This window comes from Dyella sp. SG609 (assembly GCF_012275375.1).
GTDB lineage: Bacteria > Pseudomonadota > Gammaproteobacteria > Xanthomonadales > Rhodanobacteraceae > Dyella_D > Dyella_D marensis.
Genome location: NZ_JAAZQJ010000003.1, coordinates 65,498 through 87,266, shown reverse-complemented (window position 1 = coordinate 87,266; position 21,769 = coordinate 65,498). Strand labels below are relative to the sequence as shown.

20 protein-coding genes are annotated in these 21,769 nt (G+C 66.6%); 6 read left to right on the top strand and 14 right to left on the bottom strand.

What is annotated here, in order from left to right; all coding sequences use genetic code 11:
• Positions 1-59: 59 nt before the first annotated feature.
• Positions 60-2,069 (bottom strand): transketolase, encoded by a 2,010-nt coding sequence (gene tkt, locus FHW85_RS06705; RefSeq protein ID WP_168647768.1) that lies wholly within the window; start codon positions 2,067-2,069, stop codon positions 60-62.
• Between the two features lie 252 nt (positions 2,070-2,321).
• Here tkt and FHW85_RS06700 point away from each other — a divergent pair, with 252 nt between their 5' ends.
• Together FHW85_RS06700 and FHW85_RS06695 are read left to right on the top strand one after the other, a co-directional pair.
• Positions 2,322-3,068 carry a porin family protein gene (locus FHW85_RS06700; RefSeq protein ID WP_168647767.1) on the top strand — a complete coding sequence of 249 codons (747 nt, stop codon included), beginning with the start codon at positions 2,322-2,324 and terminating at the stop codon, positions 3,066-3,068.
• A gap of 250 nt (positions 3,069-3,318) precedes the next feature.
• Positions 3,319-3,909: a porin family protein gene (locus tag FHW85_RS06695; protein ID WP_167257094.1), complete on the top strand. Its 591-nt coding sequence runs from the start codon at positions 3,319-3,321 to the stop codon at positions 3,907-3,909.
• Positions 3,910-4,045: 136 nt separating this feature from the next.
• On the opposite strand, the gene FHW85_RS06690 is transcribed toward FHW85_RS06695, so the two are convergent.
• The 5 genes from FHW85_RS06690 to FHW85_RS06670 form a co-directional block, all read right to left on the bottom strand.
• Positions 4,046-5,050: a class I fructose-bisphosphate aldolase gene (locus FHW85_RS06690; RefSeq protein ID WP_167257095.1), complete on the bottom strand. Its 1,005-nt coding sequence runs from the start codon at positions 5,048-5,050 to the stop codon at positions 4,046-4,048.
• Positions 5,051-5,224: 174 nt separating this feature from the next.
• On the bottom strand, positions 5,225-5,680 hold the full coding sequence (locus tag FHW85_RS06685; RefSeq protein ID WP_168647766.1) for an energy transducer TonB: 456 nt from the start codon (positions 5,678-5,680) through the stop codon (positions 5,225-5,227).
• Positions 5,681-5,758: 78 nt separating this feature from the next.
• Positions 5,759-7,234, bottom strand: a complete 1,476-nt coding sequence (gene pyk, locus FHW85_RS06680; protein WP_167257097.1) for a pyruvate kinase — start codon at positions 7,232-7,234, stop codon at positions 5,759-5,761.
• Positions 7,235-7,561: 327 nt separating this feature from the next.
• A complete protein-coding gene (locus tag FHW85_RS06675) occupies positions 7,562-8,371 on the bottom strand; it encodes a S1/P1 nuclease (protein ID WP_167257098.1) in 810 nt (269 codons plus the stop codon).
• A 142-nt stretch (positions 8,372-8,513) separates the two neighbouring features.
• The gene (locus FHW85_RS06670; protein ID WP_168647765.1) at positions 8,514-8,984 is read right to left on the bottom strand and encodes an OsmC family protein; all 471 of its coding nucleotides are present in this window, start codon (positions 8,982-8,984) and stop codon (positions 8,514-8,516) included.
• 175 nt (positions 8,985-9,159) lie between these two features.
• On the opposite strand from FHW85_RS06670, the gene gap reads away from it, so the two are divergent.
• Complete coding sequence (gap, locus tag FHW85_RS06665) at positions 9,160-10,173, top strand: type I glyceraldehyde-3-phosphate dehydrogenase (protein WP_168647764.1); 1,014 nt, start codon at positions 9,160-9,162, stop codon at positions 10,171-10,173.
• A 96-nt stretch (positions 10,174-10,269) separates the two neighbouring features.
• A complete protein-coding gene (locus tag FHW85_RS06660; RefSeq protein WP_343203678.1) occupies positions 10,270-10,689 on the top strand; it encodes a group III truncated hemoglobin in 420 nt (139 codons plus the stop codon).
• Between the two features lie 58 nt (positions 10,690-10,747).
• On the opposite strand, the gene tpx is transcribed toward FHW85_RS06660, so the two are convergent.
• The 6 genes from tpx to FHW85_RS06630 form a co-directional block, all read right to left on the bottom strand.
• Positions 10,748-11,245, bottom strand: a complete 498-nt coding sequence (tpx, locus tag FHW85_RS06655; protein WP_167257101.1) for a thiol peroxidase — start codon at positions 11,243-11,245, stop codon at positions 10,748-10,750.
• A 77-nt stretch (positions 11,246-11,322) separates the two neighbouring features.
• Entirely contained in the window at positions 11,323-13,491 is a 2,169-nt protein-coding gene (locus FHW85_RS06650; RefSeq protein ID WP_246866686.1) for a YjbH domain-containing protein, read from the bottom strand.
• The gene (locus FHW85_RS06645) at positions 13,488-14,276 is read right to left on the bottom strand and encodes a capsule biosynthesis GfcC family protein (protein WP_343203677.1); all 789 of its coding nucleotides are present in this window, start codon (positions 14,274-14,276) and stop codon (positions 13,488-13,490) included. The genes FHW85_RS06650 and FHW85_RS06645 overlap by 4 nt, the downstream gene beginning before the upstream one ends.
• Positions 14,273-14,854, bottom strand: a complete 582-nt coding sequence (locus FHW85_RS06640; RefSeq protein ID WP_168647763.1) for a YjbF family lipoprotein — start codon at positions 14,852-14,854, stop codon at positions 14,273-14,275. Before FHW85_RS06640 ends, FHW85_RS06645 begins: the two co-directional genes overlap by 4 nt.
• Positions 14,855-14,961: 107 nt before the next feature.
• Positions 14,962-15,984 (bottom strand): polysaccharide biosynthesis/export family protein, encoded by a 1,023-nt coding sequence (locus FHW85_RS06635; RefSeq protein WP_167257103.1) that lies wholly within the window; start codon positions 15,982-15,984, stop codon positions 14,962-14,964.
• A gap of 232 nt (positions 15,985-16,216) precedes the next feature.
• A complete protein-coding gene (locus tag FHW85_RS06630) occupies positions 16,217-16,537 on the bottom strand; it encodes a hypothetical protein (RefSeq protein WP_167257005.1) in 321 nt (106 codons plus the stop codon).
• A gap of 349 nt (positions 16,538-16,886) precedes the next feature.
• Between FHW85_RS06630 and FHW85_RS06625 the strand changes: the two genes are divergently transcribed.
• Positions 16,887-17,936, top strand: a complete 1,050-nt coding sequence (locus tag FHW85_RS06625) for an undecaprenyl/decaprenyl-phosphate alpha-N-acetylglucosaminyl 1-phosphate transferase (RefSeq protein WP_243868155.1) — start codon at positions 16,887-16,889, stop codon at positions 17,934-17,936.
• 31 nt (positions 17,937-17,967) lie between these two features.
• The gene (locus FHW85_RS06620; RefSeq protein ID WP_168647762.1) at positions 17,968-18,711 is read left to right on the top strand and encodes a YdcF family protein; all 744 of its coding nucleotides are present in this window, start codon (positions 17,968-17,970) and stop codon (positions 18,709-18,711) included.
• A gap of 71 nt (positions 18,712-18,782) precedes the next feature.
• On the opposite strand, the gene FHW85_RS06615 is transcribed toward FHW85_RS06620, so the two are convergent.
• The gene (locus FHW85_RS06615) at positions 18,783-20,219 is read right to left on the bottom strand and encodes a right-handed parallel beta-helix repeat-containing protein (RefSeq protein ID WP_168647761.1); all 1,437 of its coding nucleotides are present in this window, start codon (positions 20,217-20,219) and stop codon (positions 18,783-18,785) included.
• A 364-nt stretch (positions 20,220-20,583) separates the two neighbouring features.
• Positions 20,584-21,756, bottom strand: a complete 1,173-nt coding sequence (locus FHW85_RS06610; protein ID WP_168647760.1) for a glycosyltransferase family 4 protein — start codon at positions 21,754-21,756, stop codon at positions 20,584-20,586.
• Positions 21,757-21,769: the final 13 nt, after the last annotated feature.

The window sequence follows — 21,769 nt, the reverse complement described above, 5'->3', positions numbered from 1 at the left end:
ATGCGGCGTTTTTTAATCGCTCACCGGGAAGGCCGCGGCCTTCCCGGTGCATCGATGGCTCAGCGGATCGTGCGCTTCACCGCGTCCACCACGTGCGACACGGTGAACCCGAAGTGCTCGAACAGCTGGCCCGCCGGCGCCGACGCGCCGAAGGTGGTCATGCCCACCACTTCGCCGTCCAGGCCCACGTACTTGCGCCAGAAGTCGGCGGTCGCCGCTTCCACCGCCACGCGCGCACGGCACCAGCCCGGCAGCACGCCTTCGCGGTATTCCAGCGGCTGCCCGTCGAACAGCTCGGTGCAGGGCATCGACACCACGCGCACCGCGATGTCCTGCTGCGCCAGCGTGCGCGCCGCTTCCATCGCCAGCTCCACTTCCGAGCCGGTGGCGATCAGGATCGCCTTGAACTTCGTGTCCTGCGGGTCGGACAGCACGTAGCCGCCGCGCGCGATCTCGGCCACCTGCTGCGCGCTGCGCTGCTGGTGCTTGAGGTTCTGGCGCGAGAACACCAGGCACGACGGCGCGCCCTTGCGCTCGATCGCCAGCTTCCACGACACCGCCGATTCCACCGCGTCGCAGGGACGCCACAGCTGGTTGTTCGGGATGTAGCGCAGGCTGGCCAGGTGCTCCACCGGCTGGTGGGTCGGGCCGTCTTCGCCCAGGCCGATCGAGTCGTGGGTGTAGACGTGGATGGCGTGCGCCGGGATCAGCGCGCTCATGCGCACGGCGTTGCGCGCGTAGTCGGAGAACACCAGGAAGGTGGCGTCGTAGGGAATGAAGCCGCCATGCAGGGCCAGGCCGTTGGCGATGGCGGTCATGCCGAACTCGCGCACGCCGTAGTACACGTAGTTGCCCTTGCCGTCGGCGCTGTTGCCGTTGCCGGCATCCAGGCTGCCCTTCCACTTGGTGAGGTTGGAGCCGGCCAGGTCCGCGGAGCCGCCGATCAGTTCCGGCAGCAGCGGGCCGAACGCATCGAGCGCCATCTGCGACGCCTTGCGGCTGGCCACTTCCGGACCTTCCGCCTGCAGCTTGGCGACATAGGCGGCGGACTTCTCCGCCCAGTCGGCCGGCAGCTCGCCGTCGAGGCGGCGCTTGAACTCGGCGGCCAGTTCCGGATGCGCGGCGGCGTAGGCGTCGAACGCGGCGTTCCACACCTTCTCGCGCTCAGCGCCGGCGGCCTTGTGGTCCCAGCCGGCGTAGATGTCGGCGGGGATCTCGAACGGCGCGTAGTGCCAGCCGAGCTGCTCGCGCGCGGCGGCGATTTCGTCCTTGCCCAGCGGCGCGCCGTGGCTTTCTTCCTTGCCCTGCTTGTGCGGGGCGCCGAAGCCGATGATGGTCTTGGCGCAGATCAGGGTGGGCTTGTCGGACTGCGCCACGGCCTGCTCGATCGCGCGCTTGATGTCGTCGGCGTTGTGGCCGTCGATGTGGCGGATCACGTTCCAGCCGTAGGCCTCGAAGCGCTTGGGCGTGTCGTCGGTGAACCAGCCGTGCACTTCGCCGTCGATGGAAATGCCGTTGTCGTCGTACACCGCCACCAGCTTGCCCAGGCCCCAGGTGCCGGCGAGCGAGGCCACTTCATGCGAGATGCCTTCCATCAGGCAGCCGTCGCCGAGGAAGACGAAGGTGCGGTGATCGACGATCTCGTGGCCCGGACGGTTGAAGTGCGCAGCCAGCACCTTCTCGGCCAGCGCGAAGCCCACCGCATTGGCCAGGCCCTGGCCCAGCGGGCCGGTGGTGGTTTCCACGCCCGGGGTTTCGCTGGCTTCCGGATGGCCGGCGGTCTTCGAATGCAGCTGGCGGAAGCGCTTGAGCTCGGCCATCGGCAGGTCGTAGCCGGTGAGGTGCAGCAGGGCGTACTGCAGCATCGAACCGTGGCCGTTGGACAGCACGAAGCGGTCGCGGTTGAACCACTTCGGGTTGGCCGGGTTATGGCGCAGGAAGTCGTTCCACAAGACCTCGGCCAGGTCGGCCATGCCCATGGGCATGCCCGGGTGGCCGGACTTGGCGGCCTCCACGGCGTCCATGGCGAGGGCGCGGACGGCGTTGGCGAGTTCGCGGCGGGTGGTCATCGGGGGGTCTCCGGAGGGAAGGCGGCGGCGAAAAACGGTGATTGTCGCCGATCCATGCAGGGCTGTCGCCCGCTTCACCCCGTTCCAACGGTCTTAACTCGGCCTTAATTTATGCGGTCGCAATACGGAAACCCTTCAGTCCCGGCCCGCTCTAATCCGGGGCATGGCTGGCAAGGCCATGTGCGGTCGCAGGCGTCCCCCTTCCCCCTGTCGGCGATCGCTCCCTAAGAAAGGAAGAAGAGGAGTATTCCCATGAAAAAGTCCCTACTTGCCCTCGCTTTCACCAGCGCCAGCATCATCGGCGTCCCTGTCCTGGCTCAGGACAGCACCAGCACCACCTCGGCCGCCCCGGCGGGCGGCAACTACCTGCCCAGCCAGCCGGTCGGCAGCGGCAACTGGTTCATCGGCGCCAACGTCGGCCGCACCAATGGCGGCGATAACGGCGGCTTCGGCAGCGGCAACGGCAGCGGCTTCAATTTCTTCAAGGGCGAAAAAGGCCGCCGCACCGGTTACGGCGTGCTCGGCGGCTACCGCTGGAAGGCCGGCCAGGACTTAGGCCTGGGCCTCGAGGCCGGCTACGCGGACCTCGGCAACTACCGGGTGAAGAACGTCTTCAATTCGCAGGACGTCAACCAGCGCAGCACCACCAACGCCCTGCGCGGCTGGCTGCTGGGCGTGAACGGCCGCATCAACCTGCTGCCGCAGTGGTACATCAGCGCCCACGGCGGCTATTTCCGCGCCAATGACAACGGCAACAACTACAACAACAGCATCGGCCAGGACCTGGGCCTGACCAGCGGCGGCCGTCCGGGCCGCGGCAGCTGGTACGGCGGCGTCGGCACCGGCTGGGACATCACCGAGCAGGTCAGCCTGGGCGTGAACTACGACTACTTCCACGCTAACGCCGGCAAGATCAAGAATACGGCCACCGGCGAGGTCACCCAGGGCCTGAAACGCTCCACCGGCATCGTGTCGCTGAGCGGCGAATACCGCTTCTGATATCTGGGATCACCGCAAGCCGGGTTGAAAACGGGCGCCTCTGGCGCCCGTTTTCTTTTGTCATCAATAAGTTAAATGTGCCCGAACTCAGCCATAAATCTTAACTTTGCCTTAATACTGAACTCATCGGTATTGAATCTTTTTGGGGCGATTCCCATCTAAGCCTTGTGAAGCCGAGACCCCTCGGCCACGCGGTGCCCGGCCCTTCCCCCAACGGCCGCCACCGTTCTTCCATAACAGGAGACTCTCCATGAAGAAGACGCTGCTCGCCCTCGCTTTCGCCACCGCCGGCCTGATGGCCGTTCCCGCCTTCGCGCAGAACGCGCCGTCCGACAACGGCGGCTGGTTCATCAACGGCAATGTGGGCCGCACTTCGATCAACAAGGGCCCGTACGACGACCACGACACCGGCTACGCCCTCAACGGCGGCTACCGCTGGTCGCTGGCCCCTAACTTCGCGCTGGGCGCCGAGGTCGGCTACAACGACCTGGGCAACATCCACCCGAAGAACCTGTTCAACAGCAACCCGGTAGTGGACAAGGGCAAGACCCAGCTGCATGGCTGGACCGCCGGTGTGAACGGCCGCTTTAACATCGACCAGAACTGGTATGTCGGCGCGCGCGCCGGCGTGTACAGCTGGAAGGGCCACGGCCTGAGCAATGACGTGAACCCGGTCCGCAAGAGCCTGGACGACACCAGCTGGTACGCCGGCGCGGGCTTTGGCTACAACTTCAGCAACAACATGAGCGTCGGCCTGAACTACGACTACTTCGACGCCAAGAAGAACAAGGTGGACCTGAGCACCGACATGGTGTCGGTGAGCGCGGAATACCGCTTCTGAGTAAGGCAAGTCGCACGTCTTCGGACTGGCGAGCGTAACAGCGGGAGGGCGCCGGAAGGCGCCCTCTTCGCTTGTCGGAACCATGAAAAAAGGCGCCCTCGGGCGCCTTTTTTCTTTATCGCATTGGACCGGAAACTCAGCCGTTCCACTGGCCCAGCGCGGCCAGGCCGTTGTCCCTGGCGCGGGCAAGCACGGTCTTCTGCGCTTCGCCGTAGTTGGCCTTCATGTCCTTGGCCCACAGCTTGAGCGCGGCCTGCTGCATGGCGCGGCCGTAGGAGAACGACAGCGGCCACGGATGCGGCCCCATGCGGTTCATGGCGTTGAGGTGCGCGGTGGACTGCTCGTCGGTCTGGCCGCCGGACAGGAACACGATGCCCGGCAGCGTCGCCGGCACGGTGGTCTTCAGCACGCGCACGGTGGCGTCGGCGACTTCCTCGACCTCGGCCTGCTCTTCGGCGTCCTTGCCCGGAATGACCATGCTGACCTTCAGGATGGTGCCTTCCAGCAGCACGTTCTGCTCGTACAGCGCGTTGAACAGGCTGCGCAGCACGGCTTCGTGCACTTCGTAGCTGACTTCGATGCTGTGGTCGCCGTCCATGATCACTTCCGGCTCGACCATCGGCACCAGGCCCGCCTCCTGGCACAGCGCGGCGTAGCGCGCCAGCGCGTGGCAGTTGGCTTCGATCGCGGTGGAACTGGGGTTGTCCTCGGTGATGTTGATCACCGCGCGCCACTTGCAGAACTGCGCGCCGAGCCTGGCGTATTCCTGCAGGCGCTCGCGCAGGCCGTCCAGGCCCTCGGTCACCACGTCGCCCGGGAAGCCGGCCAGCGGCACCGGACCCTTGTCCACCTTGATGCCGGGGATGATGCCGTTCTTCTTCATCACCTCGGTGAAGGGCACGCCGTCCTTGGTGGACTGGCGCAGGGTTTCGTCATAGAGGATGGCGCCGGAGATGTGCTCGCTCAGGCCCGGAGTGGTGAGCAGCAGCTCGCGGTAGGCGCGGCGGTTCTCTTCGTTGTTCTCGATGCCGACCGCTTCGAAACGCTTCTTGATGGTGTTGGTCGACTCGTCGATGGCGATGATGCCCTTGCCGGGCGCGACCATCGCCAGGGCGATGCTTTCAAGATCTTCGATGCTCATGACGACTCCGTGGAACGCGGGGACGGCCCTTGGCCGCGTTGGTAATGGAGACCATCCCGTCGCCGGGCGGCCAAGCCTAAAGGGCGCGAGTATAGCCGGATCGGCGCACGGGAACGCCCCGCCTCCGGTGGAGACGGGGCGTTTGGGGGCTTCGCAGCGCGGCGAAAACCGCTTTTAGGCCTGGTCGTAGCCGGGCAGTCGGCAGGCGTCGGTGACTTTCTTGGCCGCGGCCTTGTCCTCGGGCAGGTTGAAGCCCACCACGTAGTAGGTCGACACAGGTTCCTTCTTGCTGCCGTTGTTGAGCGAGGGGCCGTATTCGAAACGCTTGACCACGCTGAGCGCGGCCGAACCGAGATCGCTCTTGGGTTCCACCTTCTTGATCGCCGCTTCCTGCGGCTTGCCGTCGGTGCCGATCTCGTAGGTCACGGCCACGCAGCCGGGCTTGTCCAGGTTCTGTCCGCTGTTGGGCACGTCGGCCTGCACCGAACCGAAATTCAGCAGGATCCAATACGTGGAAAGCTGCTCGGGGCCGACCCTGCGCGCCTGCGACTGGGCCAGCGCCGGCATGGCGGCGGCCAGTGCCAGCGCCGTCGCGGCAGCCAGCGACAGGGAACGAAGCATCGTGTTCATGGAGCCGACTCCTTGGGGACGTGGGTGTGGCTGGCAGTGTAGCCCTGGCGCCGCGCGGCGGTGCAGCCGCGCCCTGCGTCAGAGATCCTGCAGGCTCTCCACCACGCCGTCGGCGCCGACCGACAGCAGCTTCAGCGTATTGGTGCCGCCGCCACGGCCGATATGGTCGCCATGGGTCATCACCACGCGGTCGCCTTCGGCCAGCTTGCCCTGGCTGAAGAGCAGGCGCACCGCTTCGCGCGCCGAGGCCGCGGTGGTCTGCGAGCTGGCGTGGGTGAATTCCACCGGCTGCACGTCGCGCAGCATCAGCATGCGGCGGCGCGCGTCGGCGAACGGCGACAGCGCATAGATCGGCACCGCGCTGCGATAGCGCGACAGCCACTGCGCGGTGGCGCCGGATTCGGTCAGCGCCACCAGCGCGCGCACGCCGACCTGGCTGGCCAGCAGCATCGCGGCCAGCGCGATGGCCTGGTCGGTGCGGTCCAGGCGATGGCCGGCGGTGGCGAGATCTTCCTTCGGCTCGAACTGGCGCTCGGCGCCCAGGCAGATGCGGCGCAGCGCGGCCACGGCTTTATCCGGATGCGCACCGGCGGCAGATTCTTCCGACAGCATCACCGCGTCGGTGCCGTCGATCACCGCATTGGCCACGTCCAGCACTTCGGCGCGGGTCGGAATGGGCGAGCGCACCATCGACTGCAGCATCTGCGTGGCGGTGATCACCGCGCGATTGCGCTGCACGGATTCGCGGATGATCTTCTTCTGCAGGCCCGGCAGCTCGGCATCGCCGATCTCCACGCCCAGGTCGCCGCGCGCCACCATCACCACGTCGGACGCGTCGATGATTTCGCCCAGCACGGGAATGGCATCCGCGCGCTCGATCTTGGCCACCAGCGAGGCCTTGCCACCGGCTTCTTCCAGCAGGCGGCGCGCCAGTTCCATGTCGGCGGCGGAACGCACGAAGGACACGGCGAGAAAGTCCGCGCCGATTTCGGCAGCGAGCTTGATGTCCGCCTTGTCCTTGTCCGACAGCGCGGACACCGACAGGCCGCCGCCCTGGCGATTCAGACCCTTGCGGTCGGACAGGCGCCCGGCCACCAGCACGCGGCAGCGCACTTCGGCGCCGACCACGCTTTCCACCGTCAAAGCCACCAGGCCGTCGTCGAGCAGCAGCACGTCGCCGGCGCTCACGTCCCTGGGCAGGTCGTGGTAGCTGACGCCCACGCGGCTGTTGTCGCCGGCCGGCGCGCCGGGGCTGCAATCGAGCACGAACTCGTCGCCCACCTTCAGCTCGATCGGGCCATTGGCGAATTTCTCGATGCGGATCTTCGGGCCCTGCAGGTCGGCCAGCACGCCGACTTCGCGGCCCAGCTTCTCGGCCGCCACGCGGACCGCATTGGCGCGGGCGCGATGGTCGTCGGGCTGTCCGTGGGACAGGTTGAGGCGGACGACGTTGACGCCCTCCGCGAGGATTTTCTCGAGCATCCCGGGCACGTCGGTGGCGGGGCCGAGGGTGGCGACGATCTTGGTGCGGCGCAGCGGAGTTTCGTTGGTCATCGTTCGAGGCTAGCAGAACTGCCTCGTTGCGCCAGAGGGTCGACGGGCCAGTTTCGGAGGGCTGCAGGGCGCCCTGCCCGGAGCACCCTTGGCGTGGTCTACCACTGTCTAAAGTGGTATCACGAGCCGGAGACCACATGAGTCCTCAGCCATACAACTGGTATGCCATATGGACGTCCAGATGGCCTCCGGGTGGAATGCGCCGAAGCGTACCGCGAACCTGTTCGCGAGGACGTCCGAACGCCCCATCCGGGCACCCTTTGCAAGCCCTCAAACCGCCGCAACGCGATGCGGAAATCGATTCTGCATCGCAACAAAAAAGACCGGTCAGCGCGCCAGCGCGCGGTTCAACACCTCGGCCAGCCGCACGCCGGCCACACGCAACTGGCGCTCCGCCAGCGGCAGCTCGGCGGCCACGTAGGCGTCGTCGATCTTGTGCCCGTCGGGATAGATGTCGCGGCTGGCCGCGCAGGATTGCTCGGCCCACTGCGCATAGACGTTGTCCTGCGGCGCGATCGCCGCCGGCATGGCCTCCGCCGGGCGCGCGTCCAGTTCCTGCGCATACGCCCGCCAGTCCTTGCCGTGGGTGCCGAGCAGGCCGGAATCCCACACGCTGTGCAGGTTGGTGCCCTTGCCCTGGAACTGCACCTGGTAGGCATTGCCGCCCTTGTCGTCGCGGTTGCCGGCATGCAGCGGCTGGTGCACGTCGCCGACGAAATGCACCACGAACTTCAGTGCTTCCAGGCGCGCGGCATCCGGCTGCGTGCGGTCGGCCAGCACCGCCACGTAGCGATCGAGGCCGCCGACCACGCACTGCCCGTTCGCGCAATCGCGCGGCGGCACGTAGACACAGTCGTCCGCGCGGAAGTTGATGTAGTGCAGCTTGCTGGTGGCCTTGGCCAGGTCGGCGCGCGTGTCGTCGCCGCGCAGTTCGTCGGCCCAGCTGGCGATATCGGCCAGCGACCTGGTGTTTTCCGGCGCCAGCAGGCGCTCGACTTCGGCCTCGGCGGCCGGGCTCAGGCGCCGCTGCGCCAGCTCGGCCACGATGGCGTGGCCCTGGCGCCCCCAGGCGTGGACGGCGGGTGCAACGGCGAGCGCGGCCAGGAGGCCGGCGAGGAAGCGTCGGGAAGTCTGCATGTCGTTCAATTTGAGTTGATGGGAATCGATGGGCGCGCAGGCCGGAGCGGACCGCGCAAATAATTCAATTTGAGTTGAAGAAATCGCCCGGACCGTGCGCGATGGCGCGGCGAGCGGCAAGGAACCCGCCGCGCAACGCGCCTCAGCCCGTCGCGGCCTTGTGCAGCAAGGTGCCCGCGGCATCGCGCACGCTCACGTCGACGGCGATGCCCTGCCGCACGCTCTCGGTCACCGTGCAGAAGTCCTCGAACTGCGCGAGCGCGCGGTCGACGTGGGCCAGGTCCGCCTCGGCCTGGCCCAGGTCCAGGTCCACCGCGATGCGCGCCACGCGCCAGCGCCCATGCTCGTTGCGCGCCAGCGTGGCGCGGGCCTTGGCGGCGAGCTGGCCCGGCTCGTTCTTGTACTTGCGCAGGGCGAACAGCAGGCTGGCGGCCAGGCAGTTGGCCACCGACACGGCCAGCATGCGGGTGGGATTGGGGCCGGCGCCCTGGCCCAGCGGCGGCAGCTCGTCGGTGAGCAGGTCCGGTGCGGAGGTGTCGTCGAAACGCACGCGGAATTCGTAGCCGGACATCTGTTCCAGGCTGATCTCGATGGTCTGCTGTTCGTCGCTCATGGCCTGGCCCCCGGGTGCTTCGACATCTTGGATAAGGCTCGCGAGCCTACCCCACATGCACGCCCTATGAACCGTGCCGGATGAGATGGCCCCGCTTTCCAGCTAACATTAGGGTTCTTTGGCGGCCGGGTCCGGCCGCCGCTGCCCCGCCATCATCTCCGGAGGACGCTGTCCCATGGCCATCAAGGTCGCCATCAACGGTTACGGTCGCATCGGCCGCAATGTACTGCGCGCGCTGTACGAGTCCGGTCGCACCGAGGAGTTCCAGATCGTCGCGATCAACGACCTCGGCGACGCCGAGACCAACGCCCACCTGACCCAGTACGACACGGCGCACGGCCGTTTCCCGGGCACCGTGTCGGTGGACGGCGGCGACCTGATCGTCAACGGCGACCGCATCAAGGTCTGCGCCGAGCGCGACCCGTCCAAGCTGCCGTGGGGCGACCTGGGTGTCGACGTGGTGCTGGAATGCACCGGCCTGTTCACCTCCAAGGCCAAGGCTGGCGCGCACATCGCCGCCGGCGCCAAGAAGGTGATCATCTCCGCCCCGGGCGAGAAGGACGTGGACGGCACCTTCGTGTTCGGCGTCAACGACGACACGCTCACCGCCGCGCACCAGGTCATCTCCAACGCCTCGTGCACCACCAACTGCCTGGCGCCGCTGGCCAAGGTGCTGCACGAGAAGATCGGTATCGTGCACGGCCTGATGACCACCATCCACGCCTACACCAACGACCAGGTCCTGACCGACGTCTATCACAAGGACCTGCGCCGCGCCCGCTCGGCCACCATGAGCCAGATCCCGACCAAGACCGGCGCCGCCGCCGCGGTGGGCCTGGTGCTGCCGGAACTCAACGGCAAGCTGGACGGCTTCGCCATGCGCGTGCCGACCATCAACGTGTCGGTGGTCGACCTGACCTTCGTGGCCAAGCGCGCGACCAGCCACGAAGAGATCGACGCCATCGTCAACGAAGCCGCCAACGGCAAGCTCAAGGGCATCCTGGCGGTGAACAACAAGCCGCTGGTGTCGGTGGACTTCAACCACAACCCGGCCTCGTCCACCTACGACTCCACCCAGACCCGCGTGATGGAAGGCACCCTGGTCAAGGTGCTGAGCTGGTACGACAACGAGTGGGGTTTCTCCAACCGCATGCTCGACATGACCAAGGCGCTGATGGCCGCGAAGTAAGCGCCAGTGCCCTGTTGAACGGAAAAAGCCGGGCCTTGCCCGGCTTTTTCTTTGCGTCGACTTGCCGCACGGCTGCCGCCAGGGCGGCGATTTATCATGCCAGGCATGGAACGCCACGCCTCCATCGACGAACGCAGCCTCGCCACCCTGATCGACTGCTTCTACGACAAGGTGCGCGCCGACCCGGCGCTGGGCCCGGTCTTCAACGCCGCCGTGCACGACTGGGACGATCACAAGCGCATCCTGGTGTCGTTCTGGTCGTCGGTCACCTTAGGCACGCAGACCTATCGCGGCTCGCCGATGTCGGTGCATCGCCAGCAAGCCGGCATCCGCGGCGAGCATTTCGACCGCTGGCTGGGGCTGTGGCGGGAGACGGTGCGCGAGCTGTTCGAGGAAGCACCGGCCGCGCGGATCATCGGCAATGCCGAACGCATCGGCGGCAGCCTGCGCATGGGGCTGGGACTGCAGGAACGCCGAGGGGCCAAGCCGCTCGGCATTCCCATCGTCAATCAATAAACGATCGGCGTAGGTTGGGGTTCGCCTGCGGCTCACCCCAACCTACGGGCTGCGTACGTCAGAGTACCTTCAACGCCGCATCGTAATCCGGCTCGTGCGCAATCTCGCTCACCAGTTCCGCATGCAGCACCTTGTCGTTCTGGTCCAGCACCACCACCGCGCGCGCGGCCAGGCCGGCCAGCGGGCCCGAGGCCAGCGCCACGCCGTAGTCGCGCAGGAATTCCGCGCCGCGCAGGGTGGACAGCGTCACCACGTTCTCCAGGCCTTCCGCGCCGCAGAAGCGCGCCTGCGCGAACGGCAGGTCGGCCGAGATGCACAGCACCACCGCGTCCTGCAGCGTGGCGGCCTGCTCGTTGAAGCGGCGCACCGAGGTGGCGCAAGTCGGCGTGTCGATGCTGGGAAAAATATTCAGTACCTTGCGCTTGCCGGCGAACGAGGACAGCGCCACGTTCGACAGATCCTTGGCAACCAGCGTAAATGCCGGCGCCTTGTCGCCAGTCTTAAGAAAGCGGCCATCGACCTGGACCGGATTGCCTTTGAGCGTAACCGTGGACATATGAATCTCCTGGATGAAAGGGCCGCCCAGTAAACCACGCGGCGGCGCCTTCCATCCATGCCCGGCCGTCCGGCCCGTCAGTCCAGCGACTTCTCCAGGTTCTTCTCGAACAGATCCGGGTCGCGGTCGCTGGTCATGTCGTAAAGGTTATAGCGCCGGTACAAGCGCGCGCCGCCGTCGCGCAGCAGCGGCTCCCACATGAAGCTGGCGCGCGAGCGGCTGGAGTGCGGCAGCAGCAGGTCGAACGGGATCGAGAAATAAATGCCCTTGTCGAAACTGCCCTCGCCCGTCTGCGTGCCGGACTTGTTGGTGATGGTGGCGTAGGCGCCCATGCGCACGCCGTTGTCGAACTCGCGCGACACGTCGACGGTGACGCCATAGTCCTTGGCCAGATAGCGGCCCACGCTGGCGGCGATGGTGACGTCGTGGAAGCCGGTATTGAAGTACAGCGTGGCGTTGCCCGTCACCGTCTTGTAGCCGCGCAGCGCGAAGTCCTGGCGGAAGCCGCGCTGGCGCACCCAGTTCATATCGACGCCGAACGCCCAGCGCTCGCCATACGGCCGGTACAGCACTTCGCCGCCCACGCCCGCGTACATGGATTCCAGCATGCCGCCATACGCCATGCCGAACAGATCCGGCCCCAGCACCTTGGTGCCGGTGAGCTGGAAGTTCGGCATGGTCACGTCGGAGGTGGTGAGGTACTGGCGGATATTGGTGCGCACGCGCGGCAGCAGGCTGGGCGCGGTGTAGGTGAACTTGTCGTAGTTGTTGAGCAGGTTCGCGCTCACCACGCCGTCCCACCACAGATTGCGCGAGAAGCGATACGTCGCGTTGCCGTTGGCGGTGAACTGGTACAGCACGAACGCGTTCGGCCCGCCCAGGCTCTGCTGGTAGCCCAGCGACACGCCGCCGTCGAAACGCTTCGGCGGCTTGGTGTAGAGCGTCACCTCGTCCTGCTGCCCCGGCGGATTCTGCTCCGCGCTGCGGCGCAGCTCCTGCATGTCGATGCGGTGATCCAGCGCGTCGATAAAGCGCGGGCGATGGATGCTCTGCTCCGCCAGCGGCATGCCGTAGTTCTCTTCGCCCACGGTGAACCAGTCGATGCTCTGGTCCACGCGGTTGTCGAGAATGCGCGCGGTGCGGCCCAGCGTGCGGCTGGGATAGAAATACGCGCGCGGCTCGCCATGCACCACCAGTTCGGAACCGCGCCGGCCGATGCTGGAGACGTCGATGCCCGCGTTCTGGCCCAGCGCCTTGGCCAGCTCGTCCCAGTCCAGCTGCTCCGGCGCCTTGCGCTCCATGGCCGCCGCGCCCTGCGGTGGATCGGGCGTGGTGGCCAGTCCGCGCACCGGCTCGGGCGCGGGATCGTCGGTCTTGCGCGGCTCGAAATGTTTAGCCAGGTTGGTGTGCAGCGTAAGCGTGGCCATGACCTTGTCGCCGCGCTCGAAACCGAGCGACAGATCGACGTTGTCGTTGACCCGGTACATCGCCGCGACATTGATCGGCGAGCGCTGCTTGAACTTGTTGCCCAGCCCTTCGTGCTTGTAGTTGTTGCCGTCCAGCTCGACCTTCAGGCGCAGCTTGTCCAGCGGCGTCTGGTATTCGATGCCGCCGATAAATGCCGCCGGTCCGCGGAAGTAACGCAGCGTATTGAATTCGCCGCCCTGCTGATTGGTATTGCCGGCGCGGTTGTCGAAACCGCTCCAGGCCCAGCCGAGCGGGCTCTTGATATCGCCGCGCGCACCCATGTTGCCCCAGGCCAGGCCGGCGGTGACGTCGACCGGCCCGAAGCGCTTGCTCGCCACCACGTATTCGCTGCCGAACAGGCCGGTGCCGCCGATATCGCGTCCGCCCACCGCCACCGCGGGGCGCCAGCGCGTCTCGTCCCACAGGCGCAGCTTCAGGTCGATCGATTTGTCTTTGTAGCTCTGGTGCCCGCTCAGGCCCACCGGTCCGTACAGGCGGTTGCTCACCGACGAGTAGCGGAACGTGCCTTCGATCCACGGCAGCGGCTGCAGCGAGAGGTTGTAGTGCGTGTACGGATACGTGCGCGATGCGGTGAAAGCCAGGTCGCCTTCGTCCGCCATGCGCGCCGTCGGCGTCTGGATCAGGCCGACTTCGCCGTAATCGTTGCGCGTATAGCCCGGTGCCGACTGCGCATGCAAGGCGCCGACGATGCATTGCGACAGCAGCAGGCTGGCCGGCAACATCACGCATCCGCTGCGCCAGCTGAGGCGAGCGGTCATGGCAGCACCCCGCCATCCAGCGGCTGGGTGGCGATGAAGTCCGCCATCTCGCGGCCGAACACGGCATCGGCCGCGCCGGCCGTGAGGCGGCTGTCGAGCGGCACGTAGACGATGGCGCCGGGCGCCAGCACCATCGGCGCGCTTTCGTTCCACAGCGCGATGCCCAGCTCGAACACCTTGCCGTCCGGCTGGATCACATAGAGGAAATCGCGATCGGCCATCTGCGTGGCGCAGGCCTTGACGTACTTCCGCGCATCCTGCAGCGCCACGTGCGGCAGCTCGCAGGATTTCCGCACCGCGCCGACCACGCGTACCGTCGAAGGACGTTGCGGATAGTCCAGCGTGTCGCCGTCTTCCAGCGGCAGGTCGTCCGCATCGTCCGCATAGAGCGCGCCGGGATCGAGCGTGCGCACCACGCGGCGTCCGGTCACCGGCATCGCCTGCAGCCATTGCCGCAGCTTCGCGCTCAATTCAGCGAGCGGCGCATTGCCTTCGCGCCTGGCCTGGTCCGCCACTGCGCCCAGCTCATACAGCAAGCCAGCCTGCAAACGCATCTGCTCCAACTGCCTGGACTTCTGCGTCCAGCTCGCGCCGAGCACATAGGCCTCGGGCCGCACCTGCGCCGCCGTCGCCGCATCGCCCAGGCGCGCATTGCCGTTCAAGGACTGCACACCCGGCCGATCGACCTGTCCGGAAACGCTGACGGATACCGCCATCGCATGGATCGGCCAGGCAACGCCCACGAACAGGCACAGCAGCCATCCGGGCAGGCAGGAGACCCTCACGTTCGCGCCTCGCGGTACGGGCGCAGCTGGATCAGCTCCAGCGCCTGGCCGGGCGCGACATGCTGCCGGCTCTTCCAGATAAAACCGTCGGCGGGATCGACCCAGTAGCGGTTCGTCACGTCGAAGCCGCCGCCGTCGGCGCGCACGTGCTCGTCGTAGCGGCGCAGCTGGCGCACCTGGCCGAGGATGTCCACGCTCTCGACACCCTTCGGTTCGAGCTGCGCAACCGCGGTGATGCCGTAGCGATAACCCGGCGACCAGTCCAGCACGCGGCGGTACTCGATCGGCGCCTGCACGTGCTGCAGGCCCGACGCGAACGGATTGCCGCCGTCGAAGGCGACGTGATCGAGATTCGCCTCCAGTCCCACCGTCCGCACCAGCACGCCGTTGCGCAGGAATACCGCCTGCCCATCGTGCCCGTACCAGCTTTCCAAGCCGCCCTGCACGCTGGCCAGCAGCAGGATCGCCTCGCCGCCCGGTGCATTCACCTGCAGCTGGTAATACGGCTCGGCCGCCACCGACGCCGCGGTGGGATGCACCTCGGTGCCGCCGCCGACGGCTTGGCGGATCGTATCCACGCTTCCCAGCGATACGTCAGTGCAGCCGGCGACGATCCAACTCGCAGCCGCCAGGGCCGCGAGGCGGAGCGAAGCTCGCCACGGGAAGCTCGTCATGTGCGCATACCTCAATTGGTGAGGTCGTTCTTAGCCGAAGCCGCGTTGGTCACGATGCCGGACAGCGGCAGCAGCTGCGAGAGGAAGCGGTTCCAGCGCGTCACGCCGGCAGGGCCCACGAACACCACGTCGCCGGGATGCACGGAGAACTGCGAAGCCATCGCGAATGCCGCGGGCGATTTCGCGTCGAGCTGGTAGATCGTGGCGGGCGACTTCTCCATGTCCTCCACGCCGCGGATCACGTAGACCGCATTGCCCTTGGAGGTGGTCTCGTTCAATCCACCGGCTTTGCCCAGCGCCTGCGACAGGCTCATGTCGCTGGTCTTGAACGGCAAAGCCGCCGGACGCGTCACCTCGCCCACCACGTAGACCTCCTTGCGATCCGCATAGGGAAGGAAGATCTGATCGCCGGGCTTGAGCCACACATCGCCCAGCTGGTGATTGCGCGCGAGCGCGTCGAGATCCAGGTGGTAATCGCGTCCGTCGCGCGACAGCACCAGGCCGGAGAGATCGGCCTGGTCGGTATTGATCTGCGCCGTGCCCACCGCCTGCGCAAGGCTCAGCGGCGTCACCGTCACCGGCAGCGGATCGGTCTTGACGAAGGCGCCGCGCATGGTGATGCGCTGCGCGCCGTAGCTGATCACGCTCATGTCGACCTGCGGATCCTGCACGTACTTGGCCAGGCGCTGCGAGATCTCCACGCGCAGTTCTTCCACCGTCTTGCCGGAAGCCTTGACCACGCCGACGTAGGGATAGAACAGCGTGCCGTCGGCGCGCACCACGCGGCCGTTCGCGCTGGGCAGCTGCTGCGAACCCGCGGGCGATGTGAGCTCAGGGTGGTCCCACACGGTGATGTAGAGCGAGTCGCCCACGCCGATGCGGTAAGCCTCCGGCTGGTAGTTGCGCAACTCGTCGGGAAGGGTGGCCAGCGGATTGGAGGCTTTGTCCATCGCCAGCAATTTCGGCGTGATCGGCACCAGCTGATAGCGAGCCGCGTCGATCGAGCCTTGGCGCGAGAAGTCGGTCGCGCTCATGTGCTGGCCTGGAGCCCAGAAACAGCCGTGCAGGGTCAGGGCGGCACATGCCAACAACAATGCCCGTCGCTTGTTCATCCGTAGAGCCCTTCGATTATCGCGAACGCCGGCGGTGCGGCGAACTTGGATCCTCGGCCCCCTACCGATGACGTGAGACGTGCCGGCCTGCGTGCCGCGCGGGCTGCAGGCCGAGCGACGCGTTCGTTTATGCGAACGCGTCGTTAAGAACTAATCAATGCGTACCCGTGGTGCCCGTGGTGCCGGTGCCGCCGGTACCCGTGCCGCCCGTACCGGTGCCGCCGGTGCCTGCAACGGCCGCTGCGGCTGCCGCACCCGGACCCGCATGGCTGGCCTTCATGCTGCCGTGCGCGGCGCCCTTGGCGCTCTTGGGCGAGATCAGCTGCGCCGGCGTCGCGGGCTTGGCCTGCTGCTGATCGATGAGCTGGTTCACGGTGGTCGGCTGCTGCTGTGCGTTCTGCGCGTTCTGCGCGAAAGCGGTGCTGGCCAGAAGCAGGGCGGAGGTCGCTGCGATGGAAGCGGCAAGAAGTTTCATGAGCATCCTCTTCGGTGCGTCGCGTGATGGCGGAGATGCGGAGAGTGAAGCGACTGGACTGTAGCTTCGTTCGTGCGTGAATGACTGAACCAACACCAACCCACATTGAGAAAAATCTACTGGACGTTCACTTACATCGCTTAGAGTTGCCCTTCGCCGCGAAGAGCTTCGATACATCTGGCTCATCTCCGTCGCGGGTTCGTGATGTCGCGCAAGCTTTTCGCTGTTGCGACTCGCTCGATCAGCTTCTTGTCATCACCGCTTCGCAGAAGCGAGCGATGATAGGCGACGCGTGACGCTCCATTCGACGCGAGCCATCCCCACTGGATTGCCCCGAGGAAGCCACGATATGCAAGACACAAGAACGATGCTCGCCTGCGCTGCGGCTTTGTTCACCTCTGCCGTGGCGATTGTCGTTCTGCGCCGCCTGGCGGAGCCGCTCGGCCTGCTGGACCGCCCCAGCGACCGTAAGCAGCACCAGGGCAGCGTGCCGCTGGTAGGCGGCCTGGCGATGTTCTGCGGCGTCTTCGTCGGCGCCTGGTGGTACGGCGACGCCACGCAGATGAGCCGCATGCTGCTGACCACGGCCGCGGGCCTCACCATCATGGGCTCGCTGGACGACCGCCACGAGCTCAGCGTGCGCACGCGCCTGATCGTGCAGACCCTGGCCGTGTTCGTGATGATTGGCAGTACAGACGTCTATATCCGTTCGCTGGGTACGCTCAACGGCGTTCAGCTTCAGCTGGGCCCGCTCGGCATCCCGGTCACCCTCATCGCGGTGATCGGACTGCTCAACGCGTTCAACATGATGGACGGCATCGACGGCTTGTCCGGCAGCATGGGCCTGGTCGGCATCGGTTCGATCTTTGCGTTCCATCACGGTGGCGTCACGCTGGGTGTCACGGTTCTGATCGCCATGCTCGGCGCGGCGATGATTCCCTACCTCGCCGCCAACCTCGGCCTGTTCGGCCGGAAGATCTTCATGGGCGATGCCGGCAGCACGGTGCTGGGCTATCTGCTCGGCTGGGCGCTGATCGACCTTAGCCAGAGCCCGGGTTCTGACCTGCTGCCCACCGACGTGCTGTGGTGCGTGGCCCTGCCCGCGCTCGACACGCTCGCGGTGATGTGCCGCCGCATGCGCAACCACCAGTCGCCGTTCAAGCCGGACCGCGGCCATATCCACCACATCCTGCTGCGCACCGGCCTGAGTCCGCGCATGACCTTGCTGGTGCTGGTGATCGCCTCGATCCTGCTGGCCTTTATCGGCCACCTGATCCACGACTACGGCCAGCTCGCCAGCCTGGGCCTGTTCGGCTTCCTGCTGCTGACCTACATCGTGTGCACCACGCGCCGCTCCACCATCGCCGCCAGCCAGGCGGTGCAGCAGCGCGGGCAGTGACGGGGGCGCAGGCCAGCGCCTCCGCCGCGCCATGTACGTGTTCGACCTGGCCAACCTGAGCATCAGCCACCCGATCACCCAGGCGTGGCTGCTCGGCGCCATCGCCCTGCTGTGCATCGTGCTGCGGCGCTATCGGCTGGGCCTGGGCATCGCCGCGCTCGCGCCGCTATGGCTGCTGCTGTGCGCGACGCCCGCGTTCGCGCACGGACTGCAGCGCTGCCTGCAAGGCCAGTACGCCACGCAGCCCGCGGTGGACTACCCCAGGGCGGATGCCATCGTGGTGCTGGGCGGCGAAGCGCTGGCTGACGAGAAGGACAGCTGGCGCGATGAAAGCGGCGACGCCATCGCCAACAGCCGCGTCGGCTTCGGCTACCTGCTGTTTCGCGCGAGCCGGGCGCCGCTGGTGGTGCTTTCCGGCGAGAACGACGCCAAGCGCATGGCCGCGATGCTGGAGCGCCAGGGCGTGCCCTCCTCCGCGGTGCGCCTGGAGACTTCAAGCCATACCACCTACGAGAACGCGCGCAATTCCGCGGCGATCCTGCGCGGCGACGGCGCGCATACCGTATTGCTGGTCACCTCGCCCGAGCATATGCCACGTGCCGCGGCGAGCTTCGAGAAGCAAGGGCTGCATGTGATTCCCGCGCCCGCACTGCTGCCACCCGTGCGTGCGCCAGGCAGCGAATGGGAACCGCGGCGTGCGGTGCTGTGGGATGCCTCGCACACCTTGCACGAATACATCGGCTTGTGGGTCTATCGACTGCGCGGCTGGGCGTAGGTTGGGGTGACAACCCCAACGTTGCGGGGCGCATGAAGTGGGCGGTGTTGGGGTTGTCACCCCAACCTACGTCAACGCTTGCCGCCGAACTCCACCGCCGCCCCATTCGCCACCCGCGGTACGCCGGCATCCACCTTGTTGTCGTACTCGAACGATTGCGCATCCAGCCGCACGTCGCCCTTGCTCAGCTGCAGCTTCTTGCCGGTGCTCAGGAAGGCCATCGGCACCGGCCTGCCCGTGGCAAGCGTGCGCGTGCGCCGCACCGTATTGCCCGAGATCACCACCGAACCGATATGCCGCGCGCTGTCGGCCGATTCGTCTTCGGAAAAATTGATGCAGGTGCCGTAGATATCGCTGAAGGTATTGCCGGCCACCACCAGTCCGCTCACCCCAAGTACGCCGATCGCACCCATCTGCGGACGGACCCCGATAAACGTATTGCCGGTGATCACCGCATTCACCGCATTGCGGCTGCGCGCCGACGCCATGTCGCCCAGCCGGATCGCGTCGCCGCCCGGCCCGTTGCCCGGGGGCGAGCGCTCGAAGATGCAGCCCATCACGCGCGCGCCGCTCAGGCCCTTGATCGCCAGGTCGGTGCGCACCGAATTGAGGAAATGGCAGTTGCGCACGGTGAGGTTGTCCGGCGTGTCGGCCGCGGTCTTGGGCCGGGTCGAGCTGTCGATGCCCCAGTAGCAATTGCGGAACTGGCAATCCAGCACCTGCCAGTTACCGATGTTGCCGCCCTTCTGGTGGCCGTTGAAGAAGGTGATGCCGGCGGTGTTCACCGTGTCGATGTCGATGAAGTTGCAGCGCCGTATGGTCACGTTGCGGTACACGCTGAAGTCGTGATCCGGCTCGAAATCGATACCGCCCACCGAGCGCGACAGCTTGGCATTGCCGATATTGCGGAAGGTGCAGTTCTCCACCAGCAGGCCGTCGCAGTCGATGATCGAAAGGCCGTTGCGGTTGTCCTTCACCGCGCCGTCGAAGATGCAGTCGCGCACGGTGACCCGCTCGTTGTGCCGCTCGGTGTTGGACTTGGTGCCCGAGCCCACGTACATGCCGTCGCCGCGGAAGCCGAAGAAGGTCATCCGCTCCACGGTCAGGTCCGAGGTGGCGTTCACCGCCAGCAGGTAGTAGTACTGCGCGTAGCCGAACTCGCCCACGCGGCCGTTGAGCTTCAGGTCGTGCAGGTGGATGTCGCGCATATTGTCGGCCGCGCGCGGCGTACCGCCGTCCTTGATGTAGGTGGCCAGCATGAATTCGGAGGCCAGCGTATCGTCGAAGGAGCGCAGCTCGCTCGAGGCGCCCTCGCCGTACAGCTCCAGCCCCGAGCGCAGGTTGATCTGCTTCACCGGATAGACGCCCGCGGGAATCAGCACGCGGCGCGAACCGTCGATGGCCTTCTGGATGCCAGCAGTGCAGTCGTAGCTGCTGCGCCCCGCGCGGATCGCCGCGTGCTCTTCCTTGGGCAGGAAGTCCAGTACGTTCGCCGGCGTGTCGGGCATGTCGATGTTCCTCGAAGCTGATCGCTGCTGGCCGCACGTCGAGACATGCGCATTCATCGGCTTCCCCCGGAACGCCGAGTTTAGGGATACGCGCAGGCGCGAGGTTTACTCGCGCATGAACCCATTCCTTGCGATACGGACGCAGGAAGATGCAGGAACTTCTTCTGCATTCTGGCGACAACCTTCCATCTCCCTCTCCCCTCCGGGGAGAGGGTCGGGGTGAGGGGCCGGGCGGAGCGGTGAGCGGAAGGTCGATAGAAGCTCAAAGCTCTTCTTCTCTTCGTAGAAGCGTTACCGCAAGCACCCGCCCCTCATCTGCCTGCCGGCATCTTCTCCCCGGGGGGGAGAAGAGCTCGATAGCCGGCTACGCAACACGCCTTTGCGCCACGGGTTCCTCCACCGGCATCGCCAACGGCCCGCACAATTCTCGATACACATCGACCGTACGCCGGATCACAATCCGCTCATCGAATTCCGCATGCGCCTTCGCCCACGCCGCCTCGCCCAGACGCCGCGCCAGCGCCGGATCGTCGTGCAAGCGGCGGATCGCATGCGCCAGCGCCTTCGCATCGCGCACCGGTACCAGCAGGCCATCGACGCCGTCGCTGACCACTTCGCGGCAACCGGGCACATCGGTAGTGATCAAAGGCTGCGCGCAAGCCGCAGCTTCAATCAGCGTCTTCGGCAAACCTTCGCGATAGCTGGGCAACGCAACCACATCCACCGCACCGAGCAGGTTGGGCATGTCTTCCACATGGCCCAGCCAATTGATCACGCCCTCGTTGACCCAGCCGCGCACCGTTTCTTCCGGCACCGCCGCGGGATTGCCGGGATCGGGCGTGCCGGCGAGCATGAATTCGATACGCCGCCCTTCGGCCAGCAGCTCGCGCGCCGCGGCGACGTATTCCTCCAGGCCCTTGTCCCACAGCAGTCGTGCCGCGACGAGCACACGCAACGGCCCGCCCGAACGCTCGCCGCCGCGCTTGACGAAGCGCCAGCAGTCCACGCCCGAGCCGCGCACCAGGCGGATGCGCGAGGGATCGACCAGCCCCGCGCGCTCGAACAGCGCCACGTCGTCGCTGTTCTGCAGGATCAGCCGCGCGCCCTCGCCATCCAGCGCCAGCCTCAGCAGCGCGCGCACCACTGGCCGCAGCGCACGCGCCTTCAGGTCGTTGCTGGTGAACACATAACCCATGCCGGCCACCGCGTTGACGCGCGCACGCACGCCGGCCAGCCGCGCCGCCAATGAGCCATACACCGCGCACTTGATGGTGAAGCCATGCACCAGCGACGGCCGCTCGCGCTTGAGCAGCTTCGCCAGATAGCGCAGCAGGGCCAGCTCGCGCAGCGGATTGAGGCTGAGCCGCTCCATCGGCACCGGCTCCCAGCGCAGGCCGAGCACGCGCAGCTTCTCGCCATAGGGGCCCGGCGGCGACAGCAGCAGCAGCTCGTGGCCGGCCTTATGCAGCGACAGCGCCAGCGAGCGCCGGAAGTTGTAGAGATACCAGTCGGTATTGGCGAACAGGACGATCTTCATGGGATGGCTTGCC

What these genes read in the sequence shown, in the direction of transcription:
- FHW85_RS06685 (WP_168647766.1), bottom strand. Translation starts at nt 5,680, where the DNA reads ATGAACACGATGCTTCGTTCCCTGTCGCTGGCTGCCGCGACGGCGCTG.
- FHW85_RS06650 (WP_246866686.1), bottom strand. Translation starts at nt 13,491, where the DNA reads ATGACCGCTCGCCTCAGCTGGCGCAGCGGATGCGTGATGTTGCCGGCC.
- FHW85_RS06690 (WP_167257095.1), bottom strand. Translation starts at nt 5,050, where the DNA reads ATGAGCATCGAAGATCTTGAAAGCATCGCCCTGGCGATGGTCGCGCCC.
- FHW85_RS06620 (WP_168647762.1), top strand. Translation starts at nt 17,968, where the DNA reads ATGTACGTGTTCGACCTGGCCAACCTGAGCATCAGCCACCCGATCACC.
- FHW85_RS06675 (WP_167257098.1), bottom strand. Translation starts at nt 8,371, where the DNA reads ATGCAGACTTCCCGACGCTTCCTCGCCGGCCTCCTGGCCGCGCTCGCC.
- tkt (WP_168647768.1), bottom strand. Translation starts at nt 2,069, where the DNA reads ATGACCACCCGCCGCGAACTCGCCAACGCCGTCCGCGCCCTCGCCATG.
- pyk (WP_167257097.1), bottom strand. Translation starts at nt 7,234, where the DNA reads ATGACCAACGAAACTCCGCTGCGCCGCACCAAGATCGTCGCCACCCTC.
- FHW85_RS06670 (WP_168647765.1), bottom strand. Translation starts at nt 8,984, where the DNA reads ATGAGCGACGAACAGCAGACCATCGAGATCAGCCTGGAACAGATGTCC.
- FHW85_RS06700 (WP_168647767.1), top strand. Translation starts at nt 2,322, where the DNA reads ATGAAAAAGTCCCTACTTGCCCTCGCTTTCACCAGCGCCAGCATCATC.
- tpx (WP_167257101.1), bottom strand. Translation starts at nt 11,245, where the DNA reads ATGTCCACGGTTACGCTCAAAGGCAATCCGGTCCAGGTCGATGGCCGC.
- FHW85_RS06660 (WP_343203678.1), top strand. Translation starts at nt 10,270, where the DNA reads ATGCCAGGCATGGAACGCCACGCCTCCATCGACGAACGCAGCCTCGCC.
- FHW85_RS06630 (WP_167257005.1), bottom strand. Translation starts at nt 16,537, where the DNA reads ATGAAACTTCTTGCCGCTTCCATCGCAGCGACCTCCGCCCTGCTTCTG.
- gap (WP_168647764.1), top strand. Translation starts at nt 9,160, where the DNA reads ATGGCCATCAAGGTCGCCATCAACGGTTACGGTCGCATCGGCCGCAAT.
- FHW85_RS06610 (WP_168647760.1), bottom strand. Translation starts at nt 21,756, where the DNA reads ATGAAGATCGTCCTGTTCGCCAATACCGACTGGTATCTCTACAACTTC.
- FHW85_RS06615 (WP_168647761.1), bottom strand. Translation starts at nt 20,219, where the DNA reads ATGCCCGACACGCCGGCGAACGTACTGGACTTCCTGCCCAAGGAAGAG.
- FHW85_RS06635 (WP_167257103.1), bottom strand. Translation starts at nt 15,984, where the DNA reads ATGAGCGCGACCGACTTCTCGCGCCAAGGCTCGATCGACGCGGCTCGC.
- FHW85_RS06695 (WP_167257094.1), top strand. Translation starts at nt 3,319, where the DNA reads ATGAAGAAGACGCTGCTCGCCCTCGCTTTCGCCACCGCCGGCCTGATG.
- FHW85_RS06625 (WP_243868155.1), top strand. Translation starts at nt 16,887, where the DNA reads ATGCAAGACACAAGAACGATGCTCGCCTGCGCTGCGGCTTTGTTCACC.